Genomic DNA, 15074 nt, shown 5'->3' with positions numbered 1-15074 from the left:
TCTGCCCATGCCCCACGACGATCACGCCCACAGCCTGCTTCCGTCCGAGCCCGCCCTCCGCGTCAAGGCGCTTGAAACGCTACTGACGCGCAAGGGCCTCATCGACCCGGCCGCGCTCGATACCATTATCGACACCTATGCCCACAAGGTCGGCCCCCGGAACGGCGCCGCAGTGGTGGCGCGGGCTTGGACCGACCCCGCCTTCCGCGACCGCCTGCTGTCGGACGGCACCTCCGCCGTCGCGGAAATGGGGTTCACCGGCCGACAGGGCGAACACGTTACCGCGGTCGAAAACACCGAAGACACCCACAACATGGTCGTCTGCACGCTGTGTTCGTGCTACCCGTGGAGCCTTCTTGGCATTCCGCCCGGCTGGTACAAATCCGACGCGTATCGCGCCCGGGCCGTGCGAGAACCTCGAGGCGTGTTGGCCGAGTTCGGCGTAACGCTGCCGCACAGCACGAAGGTCCGCGTCTGGGACTCGACCGCCGAAATCCGATATCTCGTGATCCCCCGCCGCCCCAATGGAACGGAAGGCTGGTCGCCCGAGGATCTCGCGACCCTCGTCACCCGCGATTCTATGATCGGCTGCGGCGAGGCACGGCGCCCATGACCCGCATTCACGACATGGGCGGCAGGTTCGGCGACGGTCCCGTGACGCCCGAGCCTGAGGGCGCCCGCGTTTTCGCCGAAGCCTGGCACGCGCGCGCACTCGCTTTAACGTTGGCGTCGGGCAGCCTGGGCCAATGGACTCTCGACCGATCTCGCCACGCGCGGGAGCGCCTCGCCCCGGCCGACTACGCCACTTTCACCTACTACGAGAAATGGGTCGCGGCGCTGACCGACCTCCTGGTGGAAACGGAAACCATAACCCGGGCCGAGCTTGAAGGCGGTGAAACAGCCCTCTCCCCCTTGGCAGGCAAGCGGCTTGCATCTGACACTGTCCCCGATGTCCTTTCCAAGGGTGCCCCCACCGACCGCCGGGGCCCGCCCCCCGCTTTCGCTGTTGGTGACGCAGTGGCGACTAGGCGCCCACCCCGCAACGACCGTATTACCGGCGGCCATACCCGACTCCCGGCCTACGCATCCGGACACATTGGCAACGTGATCGCCAGCCACGGCTCCCACGTCTTTCCCGACACCAATGCCCATGCCTTGGGCGAGGGGCCGGAACCGCTCTACACCGTCGCGTTCTCCGCCCGCGACCTCTGGGGCCCCGATGCCACACAGGGGGACGAGGTCATGCTCGATCTCTGGCAAAGCTACCTGAAACCCGCATGACCGAACCACCCTTCGACCAGCCGTGGCACGCGCAGGCCTTTGCGCTGACACATCACCTCGCAGATCAGGGGTATATCGCCTGGCCGGATTGGACCGAGGCCTTTGCCCAACAGATCGCAAACCGTCCGATAGAGACGCCAGACGACTACTACGCGGCCTGGATCGACGCACTCGAATCCCTATTACCCGATGATACCGACACCCTTGCCCAACTCCGCGCCGCCTGGGCGGAGGCCTACGAGGCCACGCCGCATGGCCAACCCGTCCATCTCCCTTCATCCTTGTGAAAATACCCCGGGGAGCGCGAGGGGCTGGCCCCTCGCCCCGCCGCCCGCTACAAGCGCGACGTTTGAACCTATAGGAGGTCCGGGATGGCCAATGTCGCGGTGATCGGCGCCCAATGGGGTGACGAGGGCAAAGGAAAGATCGTCGACTGGCTTAGCGAGCGCGCCGACGTGATCGTGCGCTTCCAGGGCGGGCACAACGCGGGCCACACGCTGGTCATCGATGGCACCACCTACAAGCTGCACGCCCTGCCTTCGGGCGTCGTGCGACAGGGCAAGCTGTCGGTGATCGGCAACGGCGTGGTCCTCGACCCCTGGCACCTGGTGAAAGAGATCGAGTCGATTCGCGCCCAAGGCGTCGAGATCACGCCCGATACGCTGATGATCGCCGAGAACACCCCCCTCATCCTGCCCTTCCACGGAGAGCTTGACCGCGCCCGCGAGGGGCAGACCACGGTCGCCAAGATCGGAACCACCGGACGCGGCATCGGCCCGGCCTACGAGGACAAGGTGGGCCGTCGCGTGATCCGGGTCGCCGACCTTGCAGATGCGGCCACACTGGCCGGGCGCGTCGACCGGGCGCTGGTCCACCACAACGCGCTTCGACGTGGCCTCGACCTCGAGCCCATCGACCGCGACGACCTCATCACCCAATTGCAAGAGATCGCGCCACAGATCCTGCCCTACGCCAAACCCGTCTGGCGCGAACTCGACCGCGCCAAGAAGTCCGGCAAGCGCATCCTTTTCGAGGGGGCCCAAGGCGCGCTTCTGGATATCGACTTCGGAACCTACCCTTACGTCACATCCTCGAACGTCATCGCTGGCCAAGCGGCGACCGGTTCGGGTCTCGGACCGGATGCGGTGGATTTCACCCTCGGGATCGTCAAGGCCTATACCACCCGCGTCGGCGAAGGCCCCTTCCCGACCGAACTGCATGATGAGGACGGTGAACGTCTGGGCACCCGCGGCCATGAATTCGGTACCACCACAGGCCGCAAGCGGCGCTGTGGCTGGTTCGATGCCTGCCTCGTGCGCCAGACGGCGGCCATCAACGGCATGCACGGGATCGCGCTGACGAAACTCGACGTGCTCGATGGGTTCGGGACGATCCGCATCTGCACCGGCTACGATCTCGACGGACAGCACCTCGATCACCTGCCCACCGCGTCCGAGGCTCAGGCCCGCTGCAAGCCGGTCTACGAGCAGATGGAGGGTTGGACGGATTCGACCGAAGGCGCCCGCAGCTGGGCCGACCTGCCGGCCGGTGCCATCAAGTATGTCCGCCGGATCGAGGAACTGATCGGCTGCCCGGTCGCGCTTCTGTCGACCTCGCCCGAACGGGACGACACCATCCTCGTCACCGACCCGTTCCGGGACTGAGCCATGGCCCTCTCCCACAAGGCCAAGCGTCGCTGGTCCCTCGTTATCCTGCTTCTGGGTCTGCCGGTTTGGATTGTCCTGGCAAGCTCGATCATGACGACCTTCGGCCGACCGCCGATCCTGGTCGAGCTTCTCGTCTACATGGTTTTGGGCATCGCTTGGGCCCTGCCCTTCCGTAACGTATTCCTGGGTGTCGGTCAGGACGACCCTGACAAGCGAAACGATTGAGGCGAATACCCGGGCCCCGCAGAAGCTTGTAGCGGGGCCACTCACCCTACGCCCAGGGAGCATCAGAACCATCGCACCTCGCTTCGTCGCGACCACGGTATGCTCCTCATGCACGACCGGGGCGCGGGGTTCACTGTAAAAGGCTCTGTCATCGGCCCGCTCTCCGCCCAGACACCTACCTTGGACAGGAACGGCTCGACGGGTTAGAACCATGCCGCTACCGATGCGGCGGCGGTCCCTCCGTGTCGGCCAAGTCGGAATTTCCTGAGGTTATTCATGCAGCGAACGGCCGATACCATTGCGCGCAAGGTTGCGGATCAGAGTATACCCGCGCCCAAACGCGAACCGGCCGATTGCCCAACTGACGTTCGCCAGCGGATTGCCAGGGCGGACCTACAGAAGGCTAAAACTCAATGCGCGCCTTCCGTTGCGGCATAGCCGATCCAGTGGGGCACTGACGTCAAGAACGGGAAATGTCGCCCCGGCATCCCCAAAACACCCGTCATTAGATGCCGAGACGTCGATTTTCACCAGGTCCCCGGCAGCGATGGTCCGGCCGCTCGGAACACCATGCGCGGTTTCTTAGTCGACTCTGATGCAGGTCGCTCTCGGAAAATCGTAGACCGAGCGGGGGGAGGATACGGCCCCCTTCGCGATACAGCGACCCGCGCCCGATCTCGTCCAACCCGGCACCGGGCTCAGGGGCAGCGGTTATTTAAATGCGCTCGCGACGATCCGGCTGATCCGCTCCGAACCGTCCAACTCACATCGCTGCGTGATCGTCATATCCAGCCCCGTGCACTTACGGCAACCTACATTGCCGTCGATCGGAATGCACCAAACCTTTGGGCGAATTATTTCCTCACCAGGGCGTAAGATGCCAGCGTAAACGTCCGCTGCGGTACATTCCAAGTGTCCGTTGCCCGAAAGTACGCACAGCTCATTGTGAGAACTACGATCAGTGAACGGCCCGGGCTTTCTCGGCCATTTCGGCACCTTCCGCCAAAGCGAAGCGCCCCGGATGCACCTTGCGGATGCGTCCGGTACGCAGCAGCTGCCCGAAGCTTTTCAGACCATCCTCGCGGCTGATCTGGCCACCGCTCGCCGTTGCGGCACGCCGGATGAGGGCGGGGCGGGACACGCCCTCCTGTCCCTCGACGATCTGAGAATAAGCTGCCGCCGCTTCAAGAAGGTCCGGTAAATCGTGCGCACCGAGTTTCCTGGCGAACTCCTCGAAGCTGGCCGAGTCCTCGGCAGGGGCCGGGCTGGGCTTTGATGCCGCAGCTTCGGCTTCCACCGCCTTGATCGCAGGTCTCACCGGGCGGACGGGTTTGACCGGCTCGCGCTGCAGGTCGACGCGTTGCGACGACACCAAGACAAGAGGTCCGTTCAAAGGGTGGTCCAGAACATTTTGCGGCCGCTCGTGCCGCTCGGACCCGGATTGCGGGCGGCGGGGCTTGACCGCCTGTTCAAGGTCATCCCGATAGGGGGCAATCGAGGCATCCGCTTTGTCTTTGCGGTTGCGCAGCCTTGAGTCGGCCCGCGTCGCCATGACCGCGCGACGCAGATGCTGAATTGCCGAACGACGCCGGTTTCCCTCGGGCTCGCCCATCTGCGAGTTGGTTTCGTCGATCAGGCGGGTGACGGTGCGATCGCCGGGATCGGACGGTGCGGCTTCTGCACTTTCGGCTTTGCCCGTGTAGGGCGCAGGTTCGTTTTCATTCCCGCTCTCGGCCGCTTCTGCATTGTCAGACGCAGTCTCGGCTTCCAGAGACTCAGGTTGCGCGTCTTCCGGCCTGGCTTCCTCGTCCGCTTCGGTGACCGGTTCAACGGTTTGCGGCTGTTCCGTCTCGGGCTTGCCCGGGGCCGTTTCATCGCCCTCGATCTGAGCGAGTTCGGCAGCCAGTTCCGACGCCTGAGCATCGTCGAGTTGCGTGTCCGATAGCAAACCGCGAATGGTGTCTTCCGTCGAGTCCGTAGCGTCGCTGCCAACGGTCACGGCCGTTTCCTCTTCGTCCTCGACCTCCTCGATATCGCCATTCGCCAAGGCCGCCTCGAACTCGGCCCGTGTCATCTTGACGATCTTGGGGGCCCCGGTCTCGTCTTCCATCTCGATCTCGACGAAGTCGTCCGTCTCGGCATCTGTCGTCGTATCGTAGCTGTCGTGCCGCTCGGGCGGGACCGGCGACTCGGCCTCTGCAAGCGCGGCCTGAATACTGTCGATATCGTCGCCGACGTTTTCTTCCGCTTTGGCCGTGGACGGCGCATTCAGTGAAGGGGTTGCATCGGACGCGCCTTCACCGGGCGAAGCGGGTTCGGGATCGCCGGCCGACTGTTTGGGCGTGGCGTAGCCGTCGGACTTTCCGTTGTCGTCTACGACCTCTGCGACCGGAACCTCGGGTTCGGCCGCCGGTTCGTGTGCATCTGATGAAAGGTGCCCGATGGCGGGAACGTCTGCCGCACGTTGAGCCGGGTCGAGGGACAAGCCAGCGGCAACGGTTGCGGTCGTCGCGTCACCGACTTGATGGGCGGCTTCGGGACCCGGAGGCGTGTCGACGGGCTGTGAGGAATGGATGTCCTGCGGGTCGGCATCACCCCCGTCGGTTTCGCCGCCGCCATCACTCCAAGCAAGGTGCGACGCAGTATCAGCAGGTTCGCTGTCGTCGTTGACCTCCGTTTCGAGAGCGTAATCAGGGGAATCTTCTTCGGCGGGCTCGGCATCCTCGGCGGCTGCGAAGGCCGAAAGCAGGGAATCGTCGTCGGTGTCTTCGACCGGCTCATCCTCCTCATAGGTGCGCGTTCGCTCGGCTCGGGCTTTTGCCACCACCTGCCGGATCCGCGCCAGACGTTCGGCCACGGTTTCGGACTGGGACGCTTCGGCTTCAGGCGCTACGGCAGCGTCCTGCGCGGGGGGAGTCTGCGGATCAGGCGCCGCGTTCTGCGTTTCCGGCGCAGACTCATCGGTCGCAGCTTCCTCGGCCATCTGGCGAAGGACGACCCCGCTGTCGCCAACGCGCGCCTCGACCCGTCGGCGTACCTCGCGCTCGGCGATCTGATGAAGCATCTGGGCGTCTGGTTGCGGTGGTTCGGCCCCGAAGTACCGATCCTCTGCCGCGAGATCGCGAAAGTACTCCGCGATGGACTGCATCGTGCCGAACGGGTTGTCGAACCCCTCAAGAGTGCACGAGAACGTCCCGTAAGACACCGTCAGAATCTTGCTCGATCCAACCATCGGACGCTCGCTTTCTGTTACAGTCCAGCTTGCTATGATCTACCACGCAATGGTTCTGCAAAATTAACAGAACTTGGAAAAATGATGCATCTTTTCACGGCTGAATTGTGGCAGGGCACGAAACGATGATCGCGCCGGTCGTACGGTCGGACACCCTCATCACCCTTGTTGGCGGGGCTCCGGTGGACTCGCAGGACCTGGAATGGGCCCTTTCGCGGGCGCCGTGTCTTGTGGCAGCGGATGGTGGGGCCGCGTCTACAATTGCGGCGGGTCGTTTGCCGCAGGCCGTCATGGGCGACATGGATTCAGTTCCCGATTCGCTTCTAAATTCGCTTCCTTGCGATCGCCTCCATCACGTGGCCGAACAAGACAGCACCGATTTCGAGAAATGCCTGCAGCGGATCGAGGCGCCGGGCATCCTGGGCCTGGGATTCCTTGGCGCGCGGGTCGATCACACGCTGGCGGCATTGGCCTGCTTGGTGCGACGCCGGACCAGGTGCCTGTTGGTCGGGCCGCATGACGTCGCTTTCGTTGCGCCGGATGAACTGACCCTAGACCTTCCCGTTGGTACGCGACTTTCCCTCTTTCCCTTCGGCGCGACGACAGGCCGGTCGACAGGATTGCGATGGCCCATCGACGGACTGGAGCTTGCGCCATGGGGACGGATCGGAACCTCGAACGAGGTGACGGGGCCGGTCACCCTGACTGCGCCGGGCCTGTGCGTTCTTCTGCCGCGCGAGATGCGCGACTTGGTCCTGTCCCGTCTGTTCCCCGCGCCCTAGCGGCGCATTCACCGGTCAGCAGTTCGGGACGTTCACCGCCAGCCCGCCGAGCGAGGTTTCCTTGTACTTCTCGCTCATGTCGCGGCCGGTCTGGCGCATGGTCTCGATCGCCGCGTCCAGTGGTACGAAATGCGTCCCGTCCCCCCGCAATGCCAGTGAAGCGGCGCCAACGGCCTTCATCGCGCCCATGCCGTTGCGTTCGATACACGGAACCTGGACCAGCCCCCGAACGGGATCGCAGGTCATGCCCAGGTGATGCTCCAAGGCAATTTCGGCGGCGTTCTCGACCTGCTCGGGCGTGCCATCCAGAACGGCGCACAGCCCGGCCGCGGCCATTGCCGCGGCACTGCCCACTTCGGCCTGACACCCGCATTCCGCGCCAGAGATCGAGGCATTGTGCTTCACCAGCCCCCCGATCGCCGCTGCGGTCAGCAGGAATTCAGGGACTTTCGCCGTGCTCGACCCCGGCACGTGGTCCAGCCAGTAGCGGATCACGGCGGGCACCACCCCTGCCGCACCATTCGTCGGGGCCGTCACCACCCGGCCCCCCGCGGCGTTCTCTTCGTTCACCGCCATCGCGTAGGCGGCAAGCCAATCCATCGCCTGATGAGGCTGCGGCTGGTTGCGCCCGCGATCGGCGATCAGCCCTTCGGACAGGGCCGCCGCGCGCCGCTTCACCCCCAAGCCGCCGGGCAATACGCCTTCGGCCGCCAATCCGCGGTCGATGCAGTCGTTCATCTCGGTCCAGATCCGCGCAAGGCCATCATGGACCTTCGCACGGGAAGCCCTGGTATGTTCGTTCGCCCGCTTCAACTCGGCAATGCTTTGGCCGCTTTCCCGGCACATCCTCAGCATATCCTCGGCGCTGCGGAAGGGATGCGGCACAGGCGGGCCGTCATCGCTATCGGTGCCGTCGGTGAACTCGGCCTCACTGAGCACGAAACCGCCCCCGACCGAGAAATAGACCTGACGCAGCACAACGTCGCCCTCGGCATCGCGGGCGAAGAATTCCAGCGCGTTCGCGTGCCCCTCGATGGAGCGGTCGAAGTCGAAGATCACGTCCTTCTGGGGGTCGAAGGCCAGGGGCGGCAAACCTTCCGGTGTGACGCGACGCTCCGTCTCGATGCGGGTTAGAAGCACGTCGGCCGCGTCCGCGTCGTAATCATTTAGCGTGACCCCCCCGAGGCCAAGGATCACAGCCCGGTCCGTGGCGTGCCCCTTGCCGGTGAAGGCCAGCGAGCCGTGCAGGCTGACCGAAATGCCCGCGGGTTCGAAAGCAGACCCGCGCAACAGGTCGAGGAACCGTTTCGCTGCCACCATTGGCCCCATCGTGTGCGACGAGGACGGGCCGATACCGATCTTGAAAAGGTCGAGGACGGAAATGAACATGAGTGCTCCTTTCGCTTTCGGTGATGTCACACCTATGACCGGGCACCGTTCGCGAAGCGACCTTTCCCGATCAGGCACCGTCATCGGGCCGGTTTTCCTTGGCGCGGGGTCGCCCTTGCGCCTATACCTGCCCAAACCTGCGCGAAAGGTCCGCCACCATGCCTGCCAAGCTTTCTGCCATCGACACCGCGAAATTCGTCGCCGCCAAGCGTGCCTGCGAATTTGTCGAGGACGGGATGCGCGTGGGCCTCGGGACAGGGTCGACCGCCGCATGGCTGGTCCGTTGCCTGGGCGAACTGGTCGAGGACGGATTGAAGATCACCGGCGTGCCGACCTCGATCCGCACGGCCGAGCTGGCGCGGGATGTCGGCATTTCGGTCACGACCCTGGACGAAGCGAAGTGGCTGGACCTGACCATCGACGGGGCCGACGAATACGATCCCGAACTGAACCTGATCAAAGGCGGCGGCGGCGCCCTTTTGCAGGAGAAGATCGTCGCCACGGCGTCGGACCGGATGATCGTGATCGCCGACCGCACCAAGCAGGTCGAGACGCTGGGCGCCTTCCCCCTGCCGGTCGAGGTCATTCCCTTCGGCTGGCAGACCACCAAGGCCCTGCTTGAGGAAACCATCGCTGCGCTGGACGTGATGGGCGACAAGGTCACGCTGCGGATGGACGGCAACGCGCCTTACATCACCGATGAGGGGAACCACATCCTCGATCTCCACCTCGGCCGCATCGGCAACGCACGGCAGATGGCGCTGGTTTTGAACCAGATCCCCGGCGTGGTGGAAAACGGGCTGTTCATCGACATCTGCGACATCGTCGTGACCGGAAATGGAAACGGCCGGGTGCAGGTGAAGGACATAAACAACGGCAGCTCGTCCGAGGATGTGATCGAGTTCGACGAGGACGAAAACCTGTTTGCCGATCTGGGGGACTGAACTTCCCGTAGTCGGCCGTCGTTGACTTGTGCAAATCACACAGGAGACGATATGATCCCCCGCTTCGCCCCCCTACTGGCCACCCTTTTCCTCGCGACGCCCGCACTGGCGCAGGAAACCGTTCATTTGCGCGGCGAGATCCTGTCCATCGAGGACAGCACGATCTCGATCGAGACGACCGGTGCCCAGACCTATGATGTCGAGATGGCCGAGAACTTCATGGTGATGGTATATCGGCAGATCGCCCCCGAAGATGTTGGCCCCGGCGACTTCTTGTCCATCCCCTCTCGGCAGGAAGACGGGGAAAAGGTTGCGATCTCGATCAACGTGTTCCCGGAAACCATGCGGGGCACGGGCGAAGGCGAGCGGGCCTGGGACCTGACGGAAGACAGCCTGATGACGAATGCGACTGTGGGCGAAGTCGAAAGCGCGTCCGACGGCCGGGTCCTGAATGTCGAGTATGACGGCACAGAAGAGCGTGTGATCGTTCCCGAAGGAACTCCGATCACGTCCTTCGGCCCCGATCCCGACCGACAGCTTCAAGCCGGCGACCAGGCGATCCTGTTCGTCCAGCAAGCTGAAGACGGCACTCCCACGGCGAACCTTGCCGGGGTCAGTGCGGACGGCAGCCTTCCACCGGTCTGAAGCCGAGCGCGGAACGAAGAAGGCCGGCCCCGCGAAGGGACCGGCCAGCACCGCATAGTACGGTAAATTCTCAGAAATCCAAGGTGATCCGGCGGGTCAGACCGACGCTCAGGCCGTAGGAGTCTTCGCTGCCCTGCTGCACGATGGGGCTATCCTTGGCATCGCCAACAAAGCGGTCATAGGTCAGTGCGCCCTGGACGCCCCAATTGTCGGTGATCCGGTACTTTGCGCCGACTTCGACGCCGGCGGTCATCAGACCACCATCCGCGTCGTATTGGGACAGCGTCGAGGTCGCTTCGTCCACGTCGAAGTAGGTGGATGCGTAGTCGTCCGTCCCGAACAACAGGCGCGGACCCGCAGACAGCGTCAGACGCTCGGACGGGTTCGCCTTCACATCGGCGCCGACCTCGCCCACGAAGCTCTCATGGCCGCCGATCCCGTAACGCACGTCCAAGAACGCATCGAACCGAACCGATTGGTATCCGACGCCAAGCCCAAGTTCGTAGGTTTCGTCGACATCGTCGAGGCCCGCCAGTTCGGGACTGTCATCTTCGGACCGCTCGTCGACGTAGCGGAACGACCCGCGCAGTCCCAAACCCTCGGCCTGATAGTAGGGGTCGGCCGATCCGAAGTTGACCGGTCCGATATCGACGAAGTTCAGACCGAACCCGAAGCTGGGGCCGACTGTATAATCCTCGGACCCGAAATACTCGGGCTTGACGGCTATACCGCCCGACAAGGTGAAAACCAGGTTCGGCGAGGCAGCAGGGGCTGGGGCGGCATACACTGGCGCGGGCTCTGCCATCGGCAGGGTCAGATCGCCCGCGAAGGCAGCAGGTGCCAGAAGGCTCAACGTTGCGGCGGTGGCGAAGCGGTAAAGCATGAATCCGTCCGAAATCCAGAAGTTGCCCCGAACATAGGGCATTCACTTGCCGAACAACAGGCACATCGCCCTGTGGTTGCTTATCGCCAAGAAAACATCCCGTGATTTGCGTTTTTGCAACAGCCGCATATATCGCTGGGCATGTTTGCTGATCTCATACGCCGTCTGACCGACCCCGCGCCCGACCCGATGCCCGAGACGGATGCCCGCCTGGCACTTGCCGCGCTTCTTGTGCGGCTGGCGCGCGCCGACGACGTCTACGAAAGCGCCGAAAAGGATCGCATCGATCGGTCTCTGGCAACCCGCTACGGTCTGTCGCAGTCCGAGGCACGCGCGCTTCGCTCCGAAGCCGAACTGGTCGAGACCGAGGCCCCCGATACCGTTCGCTTCACCCGCGCCATCAAGGACGGCGTGCCCTATGACGACCGGATCGGCGTGATCGAGGCGCTGTGGGACGTGGTTCTGGCCGACGGTCACCGGGATGAGGAAGAGGACTCGCTGATGCGGATGATCGCGCCCATGCTTGGCGTCAACGATCGCGACAGCAACATGGCCCGTCGCCGGGTCGAGGATCGCCGCCCCGCCTGACACTTGCATTCCGGCCCATGCTGCGCCCTTATTCCCCGGATGCAAACCGGAGGTTCCGTGACCGCGCCTGTCCTGTCGATCCGCGACCTGCACAAAAGCTATGGCGATCTCGAAGTCCTCAAGGGTGTCGACCTGACCGCACCTCGTGGGCATGTCGTCTCGCTCATCGGGTCTTCTGGATCCGGAAAATCCACGCTTTTGCGGTGCTGCAACCTTCTGGAAGACAGCCAGCAGGGCGAGATTTCGTTCGAAGGCGAGCCCGTGCGTTGGAAGGGCAAGGGCCTCGACCGTCGTCCGGCGGATCCCAAGCAGGTCACGCGCATACGCACCAACCTTTCCATGGTGTTCCAGTCCTTCAACCTATGGTCCCACATGACGATCCTGCAAAACGTCATGGAGGCCCCCGTTCAGGTTCTAAGACGCGACCGCGCCGAGGTCGAGGGCGCCGCACGCGGCTATCTTCAGAAGGTCGGGATCGGCGACAAGGCCGACCGCTATCCCGCCCAGCTTTCGGGCGGGCAGCAGCAACGCGCCGCCATCGCCCGCGCCCTTGCGATGGAGCCGCGCGCGCTTCTGTTCGACGAACCGACCAGCGCACTGGATCCGGAACTGGAACAGGAAGTCGTGCGCGTCATCAAGGCCTTGGCCGAGGAAGGCCGGACCATGATCCTCGTCACGCACGACATGAATATGGCACGCGACTGTTCGGACCACGTCATTTTCCTTCACCAAGGCCTGGTCGAAGAGGAAGGCCCGCCGGAACGCCTGTTCTCTCAGCCGGAAAGCGCGCGTCTGCGCGGTTTTCTGTCATCCACGGTTCCGGCTTAGGCAGACCGGACTTGACCCAGCGTCCGGGCGGCCCATTGCGCTTGCCAACCGGGCCCGTTGCCGTAACCCTGACGGCCATCGCACGCGCGGCATCGCGCCAATGAAAAATGGGAGATAAAATGAAAACGCTTCTTTTAGGCACCGCAGCCTTGGCATTGTCGACCGGGATGGCCCTGGCCCAGCAGGACACGGTCCGCTTGGGAACCGAGGGGGCGTACCCCCCGTACAACTTTCTGAACGACGACGGCGAGGTCGCCGGGTTCGAGCGTGAGCTGGGCGACGAGCTGTGCGCCCGGGCCGAGCTGACCTGCGAATGGGTCACGAACGAGTGGGACTCGATCATTCCCAACCTTCAGTCCGGCAACTACGACGTCATCATCGCAGGTATGTCGATCACCGACGAGCGCGACGAGGTGATCGACTTCACCCAGCCCTACACCCAGCCCGACCCCTCGTCCTTCGCCGCCATGGGCGATGTCGACCTCGAGGGCGGCGTGATCGCGGCGCAGACCGGCACGATCCAGGCCAGCCACGTGGCTTCGATGGACGGCGCGACATTGGTCGAATTCGCCACCCCCGAGGAAACCGCAGCCGCGGTGCGCAACGGCGAGGCCGACGCGGTGCTGGCCGATAAGGCGTTCCTCGTGCCGCTGGTCGAAAACTCGGAAATGCAGTTCGTCGGCGAAGACGTTCTTCTGGGCGGCGGGATCGGCATGGGCCTGCGCGACTCCGATGACGAATTGACCGAACAGTTCGACGCGGCGATCCAGTCCATGAAAGACGACGGGACGCTGAACGAGCTGATCGAAAAATGGCTGCCGGAATCGGCAACGTTCTGAACGATGTCTGCCAAGGCGGGCCCGCCCCGAAGCGGGCTCGCCTTGGTCTTCCATTTGGCCCACCGCCCTGAGGTCCATGACCAGATTGGCGCGGCCGGAGGTTAGGTCCCCTGTTCGACTGTACCGATCCCGCGACGCTTGACGGACTTTCCTGGCTGGTCTGCTATTTGACCACCGGCAAGCACTTGGCGTTCTACGGCTCGTTCGGGACGGTATTGCTACTTCTGGCGATCACGGCTCCTACAGCCTTGATGTTCGGGTTAGGCGGCGCCGTCGCCGCTCGGTCTCGCATCCCGCCGCTTCGGATGATCGGCAAGACTTACATCGCCATCGTTCGCGGCGTTCCGGACATCGCCTTCTTTTTGTTCTTCGTCATCGCGCTGGATCAGGGAATCGAATACCTTCGCCACCAGATCGTGTGCCCGGACTGGACGCAGCCGATCCGGCAAGGGACCGAATTCGCCGTCTGCGCGGCCGCCAAGACCCCGTCGGGCAACGCACCGCAATGGATGCACGAAGTCTATGGCTTTGCCATCGCAATCGTCACCTTCGCGATCGTTTTCGGAGCGTTCGCCGCCAATGTCCTTTTTGGGGCGATGATGGCGGTGCCGAAGGCGCAGCTTGAAACGGCCGCGGCCTATGGCTTGTCCCGGGCGCAGACCTTCCGGCGCATCGTCGTTCCGCAGATGTGGGTCTATGCGCTGCCCGGGCTATCGAACCTGTGGATGGTCCTGATCAAGGCGACGCCCCTGCTGTTTCTGTTGGGGATCGAGGATATCGTCTATTGGGCGCGCGAGCTTGGCGGCACCAAGACCCCCGGCTTCACCGACTATCCCCATGGCGACTGGCGGATGTGGTACTTCTTGGCGCTGCTGATCTTCTACCTGGCGTTGACCCGCGTGTCCGAGGTCGTTCTTGATCGGCTGATGACGCGTCTGACGGCCGGACAGGCGGTCGCCAGATGAGCTGCTGGCAAACTGTTCAGGATTATGCCCTGAGGGCGGTCGGCATCGGTGAACGGCTTTTACCCCGGGACGATTTCACCCTGTGCCAGCAATTCACCCTGATCGGGTCGGGCCTGATCTGGAATGTCTATTTTGCGATAGTTGCTCTGGCACTCGGCTTTTTCCTGGCGACGGCGTTGGCCATGGGAAAGGCCTCGCGGATCATCCTTGCCCGAAAGGCAGCCGAGTGGTTCATCCTGATCTTTCGGGGCTCCCCGCTCTTCATCCAATTCTTTTTCGCCTATTTCGCGTTCCTGTCCCTGAAAGGCAGCTCATCCGTCTTCGATCCCTTCACGGCCGCATGGCTGGGGGCGCTGATCGTCCTGTTCTGCAACACGGCGGCCTATTCGGGCGAAATCTTTTATGGTGCGCTGAGGGCGATCCCCCGCGGCGACATGGAGGCGGCCGAAGCCTACGGCCTGACCGGCTGGACCAAGTTCCGCCGCATCACCTTTCCCACCATGCTGCGGCTGGCATGGCCCGCCTACACGAACGAGGCGATCTTTCTCTTCCACGCGACAACGCTGGTCTTCTTCTCGGGCTTTCCAGCTTGGCAGCAGAAAGGCGACGCCCTCTATTACGCCAGCTATTTCGCGGACAAGACCTTCAACCCGTTCGTGCCCTACCCGATCCTTGCGGGCTATTTCATCCTGCTGACGTTGTGCATCGTGGGGCTGTTCGCCGCCGCGTCGAAACGACTGAATCGCCACCTGCCCCGCGAAAGCCAGAAGCGCATGCGGCTGCGCCCCAACTTCATGCGCTAGGAG

General features: G+C 63.7%; 16 protein-coding genes and 1 pseudogene. 13 read left to right on the top strand and 4 right to left on the bottom strand.

Annotated features, from left to right (window positions below):
• Positions 1-7 precede the first annotated feature (7 nt).
• The 5 genes from nthA to PAA8504_RS12960 all read left to right on the top strand — a co-directional run bounded on the left by nthA (position 8) and on the right by PAA8504_RS12960 (position 3173).
• The gene (gene nthA / locus PAA8504_RS12980; protein ID WP_108894664.1) at positions 8-613 is read left to right on the top strand and encodes a nitrile hydratase subunit alpha; all 606 of its coding nucleotides are present in this window, start codon (positions 8-10) and stop codon (positions 611-613) included.
• Complete coding sequence (nthB, locus tag PAA8504_RS12975) at positions 610-1281, top strand: nitrile hydratase subunit beta (protein WP_108894609.1); 672 nt, start codon at positions 610-612, stop codon at positions 1279-1281. The genes nthA and nthB overlap by 4 nt, the downstream gene beginning before the upstream one ends.
• On the top strand, positions 1278-1568 hold the full coding sequence (locus tag PAA8504_RS12970) for a nitrile hydratase accessory protein (RefSeq protein ID WP_108894608.1): 291 nt from the start codon (positions 1278-1280) through the stop codon (positions 1566-1568). Before nthB ends, PAA8504_RS12970 begins: the two co-directional genes overlap by 4 nt.
• An 84-nt stretch (positions 1569-1652) precedes the next feature.
• Positions 1653-2945, top strand: a complete 1293-nt coding sequence (locus PAA8504_RS12965; RefSeq protein WP_108894607.1) for an adenylosuccinate synthase — start codon at positions 1653-1655, stop codon at positions 2943-2945.
• A gap of 3 nt (positions 2946-2948) precedes the next feature.
• The gene (locus PAA8504_RS12960) at positions 2949-3173 is read left to right on the top strand and encodes a DUF2842 domain-containing protein (protein ID WP_108894606.1); all 225 of its coding nucleotides are present in this window, start codon (positions 2949-2951) and stop codon (positions 3171-3173) included.
• Positions 3174-3566: 393 nt separating this feature from the next.
• On the opposite strand, the pseudogene PAA8504_RS22520 reads toward PAA8504_RS12960, so the two are convergent.
• Together PAA8504_RS22520 and PAA8504_RS12950 are read right to left on the bottom strand one after the other, a co-directional pair.
• A pseudogene (locus PAA8504_RS22520) lies at positions 3567-3740 on the bottom strand (type I methionyl aminopeptidase); the annotation flags it as partial.
• Between the two features lie 391 nt (positions 3741-4131).
• Entirely contained in the window at positions 4132-6405 is a 2274-nt protein-coding gene (locus PAA8504_RS12950; RefSeq protein ID WP_108894605.1) for a hypothetical protein, read from the bottom strand.
• A gap of 125 nt (positions 6406-6530) precedes the next feature.
• Here PAA8504_RS12950 and PAA8504_RS12945 point away from each other — a divergent pair, with 125 nt between their 5' ends.
• A complete protein-coding gene (locus PAA8504_RS12945) occupies positions 6531-7187 on the top strand; it encodes a thiamine diphosphokinase (RefSeq protein ID WP_108894604.1) in 657 nt (218 codons plus the stop codon).
• 15 nt (positions 7188-7202) lie between these two features.
• Here the strand turns inward: PAA8504_RS12945 and PAA8504_RS12940 are convergent, their stop codons facing one another.
• Positions 7203-8576: an L-serine ammonia-lyase gene (locus PAA8504_RS12940; protein ID WP_108894603.1), complete on the bottom strand. Its 1374-nt coding sequence runs from the start codon at positions 8574-8576 to the stop codon at positions 7203-7205.
• Positions 8577-8734: 158 nt separating this feature from the next.
• Between PAA8504_RS12940 and rpiA the strand changes: the two genes are divergently transcribed.
• Both rpiA and PAA8504_RS12930 read left to right on the top strand, forming a co-directional pair.
• Positions 8735-9520 (top strand): ribose-5-phosphate isomerase RpiA, encoded by a 786-nt coding sequence (rpiA, locus tag PAA8504_RS12935; protein ID WP_108894602.1) that lies wholly within the window; start codon positions 8735-8737, stop codon positions 9518-9520.
• A 51-nt stretch (positions 9521-9571) separates the two neighbouring features.
• Positions 9572-10165: a hypothetical protein gene (locus tag PAA8504_RS12930; protein ID WP_108894601.1), complete on the top strand. Its 594-nt coding sequence runs from the start codon at positions 9572-9574 to the stop codon at positions 10163-10165.
• A gap of 70 nt (positions 10166-10235) precedes the next feature.
• Here PAA8504_RS12930 and PAA8504_RS12925 read toward each other — a convergent pair whose 3' ends face one another.
• On the bottom strand, positions 10236-11048 hold the full coding sequence (locus tag PAA8504_RS12925; protein ID WP_181375794.1) for a MipA/OmpV family protein: 813 nt from the start codon (positions 11046-11048) through the stop codon (positions 10236-10238).
• A 141-nt stretch (positions 11049-11189) separates the two neighbouring features.
• Here PAA8504_RS12925 and PAA8504_RS12920 point away from each other — a divergent pair, with 141 nt between their 5' ends.
• From PAA8504_RS12920 to PAA8504_RS12900, 5 genes are all read left to right on the top strand, one after another.
• A complete protein-coding gene (locus tag PAA8504_RS12920) occupies positions 11190-11636 on the top strand; it encodes a tellurite resistance TerB family protein (RefSeq protein WP_108894663.1) in 447 nt (148 codons plus the stop codon).
• A 39-nt stretch (positions 11637-11675) separates the two neighbouring features.
• Positions 11676-12464 (top strand): ABC transporter ATP-binding protein, encoded by a 789-nt coding sequence (locus PAA8504_RS12915; protein ID WP_108894599.1) that lies wholly within the window; start codon positions 11676-11678, stop codon positions 12462-12464.
• Between the two features lie 119 nt (positions 12465-12583).
• Positions 12584-13303 (top strand): transporter substrate-binding domain-containing protein, encoded by a 720-nt coding sequence (locus PAA8504_RS12910; protein WP_108894598.1) that lies wholly within the window; start codon positions 12584-12586, stop codon positions 13301-13303.
• 110 nt (positions 13304-13413) lie between these two features.
• Entirely contained in the window at positions 13414-14268 is an 855-nt protein-coding gene (locus PAA8504_RS12905) for an ABC transporter permease (RefSeq protein ID WP_108894597.1), read from the top strand.
• Complete coding sequence (locus tag PAA8504_RS12900) at positions 14265-15071, top strand: ABC transporter permease (protein ID WP_108894596.1); 807 nt, start codon at positions 14265-14267, stop codon at positions 15069-15071. The genes PAA8504_RS12905 and PAA8504_RS12900 overlap by 4 nt, the downstream gene beginning before the upstream one ends.
• The last annotated feature ends 3 nt before the right edge of the window (positions 15072-15074 follow it).

This window comes from Palleronia abyssalis, from assembly GCF_900302445.1.
GTDB classification, from domain to species: Bacteria; Pseudomonadota; Alphaproteobacteria; order Rhodobacterales; family Rhodobacteraceae; genus Palleronia; species Palleronia abyssalis.
Note: the sequence above shows the minus strand (reverse complement) of the source record. Positions and strands in the feature narration are given on the sequence as shown.

Coding starts and splice junctions, on each gene's coding strand:
- PAA8504_RS12920 (WP_108894663.1), top strand. CDS start 11,190: ATGTTTGCTGATCTCATACGCCGTCTGACCGACCCCGCGCCCGACCCG.
- PAA8504_RS12910 (WP_108894598.1), top strand. CDS start 12,584: ATGAAAACGCTTCTTTTAGGCACCGCAGCCTTGGCATTGTCGACCGGG.
- nthB (WP_108894609.1), top strand. CDS start 610: ATGACCCGCATTCACGACATGGGCGGCAGGTTCGGCGACGGTCCCGTG.
- nthA (WP_108894664.1), top strand. CDS start 8: ATGCCCCACGACGATCACGCCCACAGCCTGCTTCCGTCCGAGCCCGCC.
- PAA8504_RS12965 (WP_108894607.1), top strand. CDS start 1,653: ATGGCCAATGTCGCGGTGATCGGCGCCCAATGGGGTGACGAGGGCAAA.
- PAA8504_RS12960 (WP_108894606.1), top strand. CDS start 2,949: ATGGCCCTCTCCCACAAGGCCAAGCGTCGCTGGTCCCTCGTTATCCTG.
- PAA8504_RS12900 (WP_108894596.1), top strand. CDS start 14,265: ATGAGCTGCTGGCAAACTGTTCAGGATTATGCCCTGAGGGCGGTCGGC.
- PAA8504_RS12930 (WP_108894601.1), top strand. CDS start 9,572: ATGATCCCCCGCTTCGCCCCCCTACTGGCCACCCTTTTCCTCGCGACG.
- PAA8504_RS12915 (WP_108894599.1), top strand. CDS start 11,676: ATGCAAACCGGAGGTTCCGTGACCGCGCCTGTCCTGTCGATCCGCGAC.
- PAA8504_RS12925 (WP_181375794.1), bottom strand. CDS start 11,048: ATGCTTTACCGCTTCGCCACCGCCGCAACGTTGAGCCTTCTGGCACCT.
- PAA8504_RS12945 (WP_108894604.1), top strand. CDS start 6,531: ATGATCGCGCCGGTCGTACGGTCGGACACCCTCATCACCCTTGTTGGC.
- PAA8504_RS12940 (WP_108894603.1), bottom strand. CDS start 8,576: ATGTTCATTTCCGTCCTCGACCTTTTCAAGATCGGTATCGGCCCGTCC.
- PAA8504_RS12950 (WP_108894605.1), bottom strand. CDS start 6,405: ATGGTTGGATCGAGCAAGATTCTGACGGTGTCTTACGGGACGTTCTCG.
- PAA8504_RS12970 (WP_108894608.1), top strand. CDS start 1,278: ATGACCGAACCACCCTTCGACCAGCCGTGGCACGCGCAGGCCTTTGCG.
- rpiA (WP_108894602.1), top strand. CDS start 8,735: ATGCCTGCCAAGCTTTCTGCCATCGACACCGCGAAATTCGTCGCCGCC.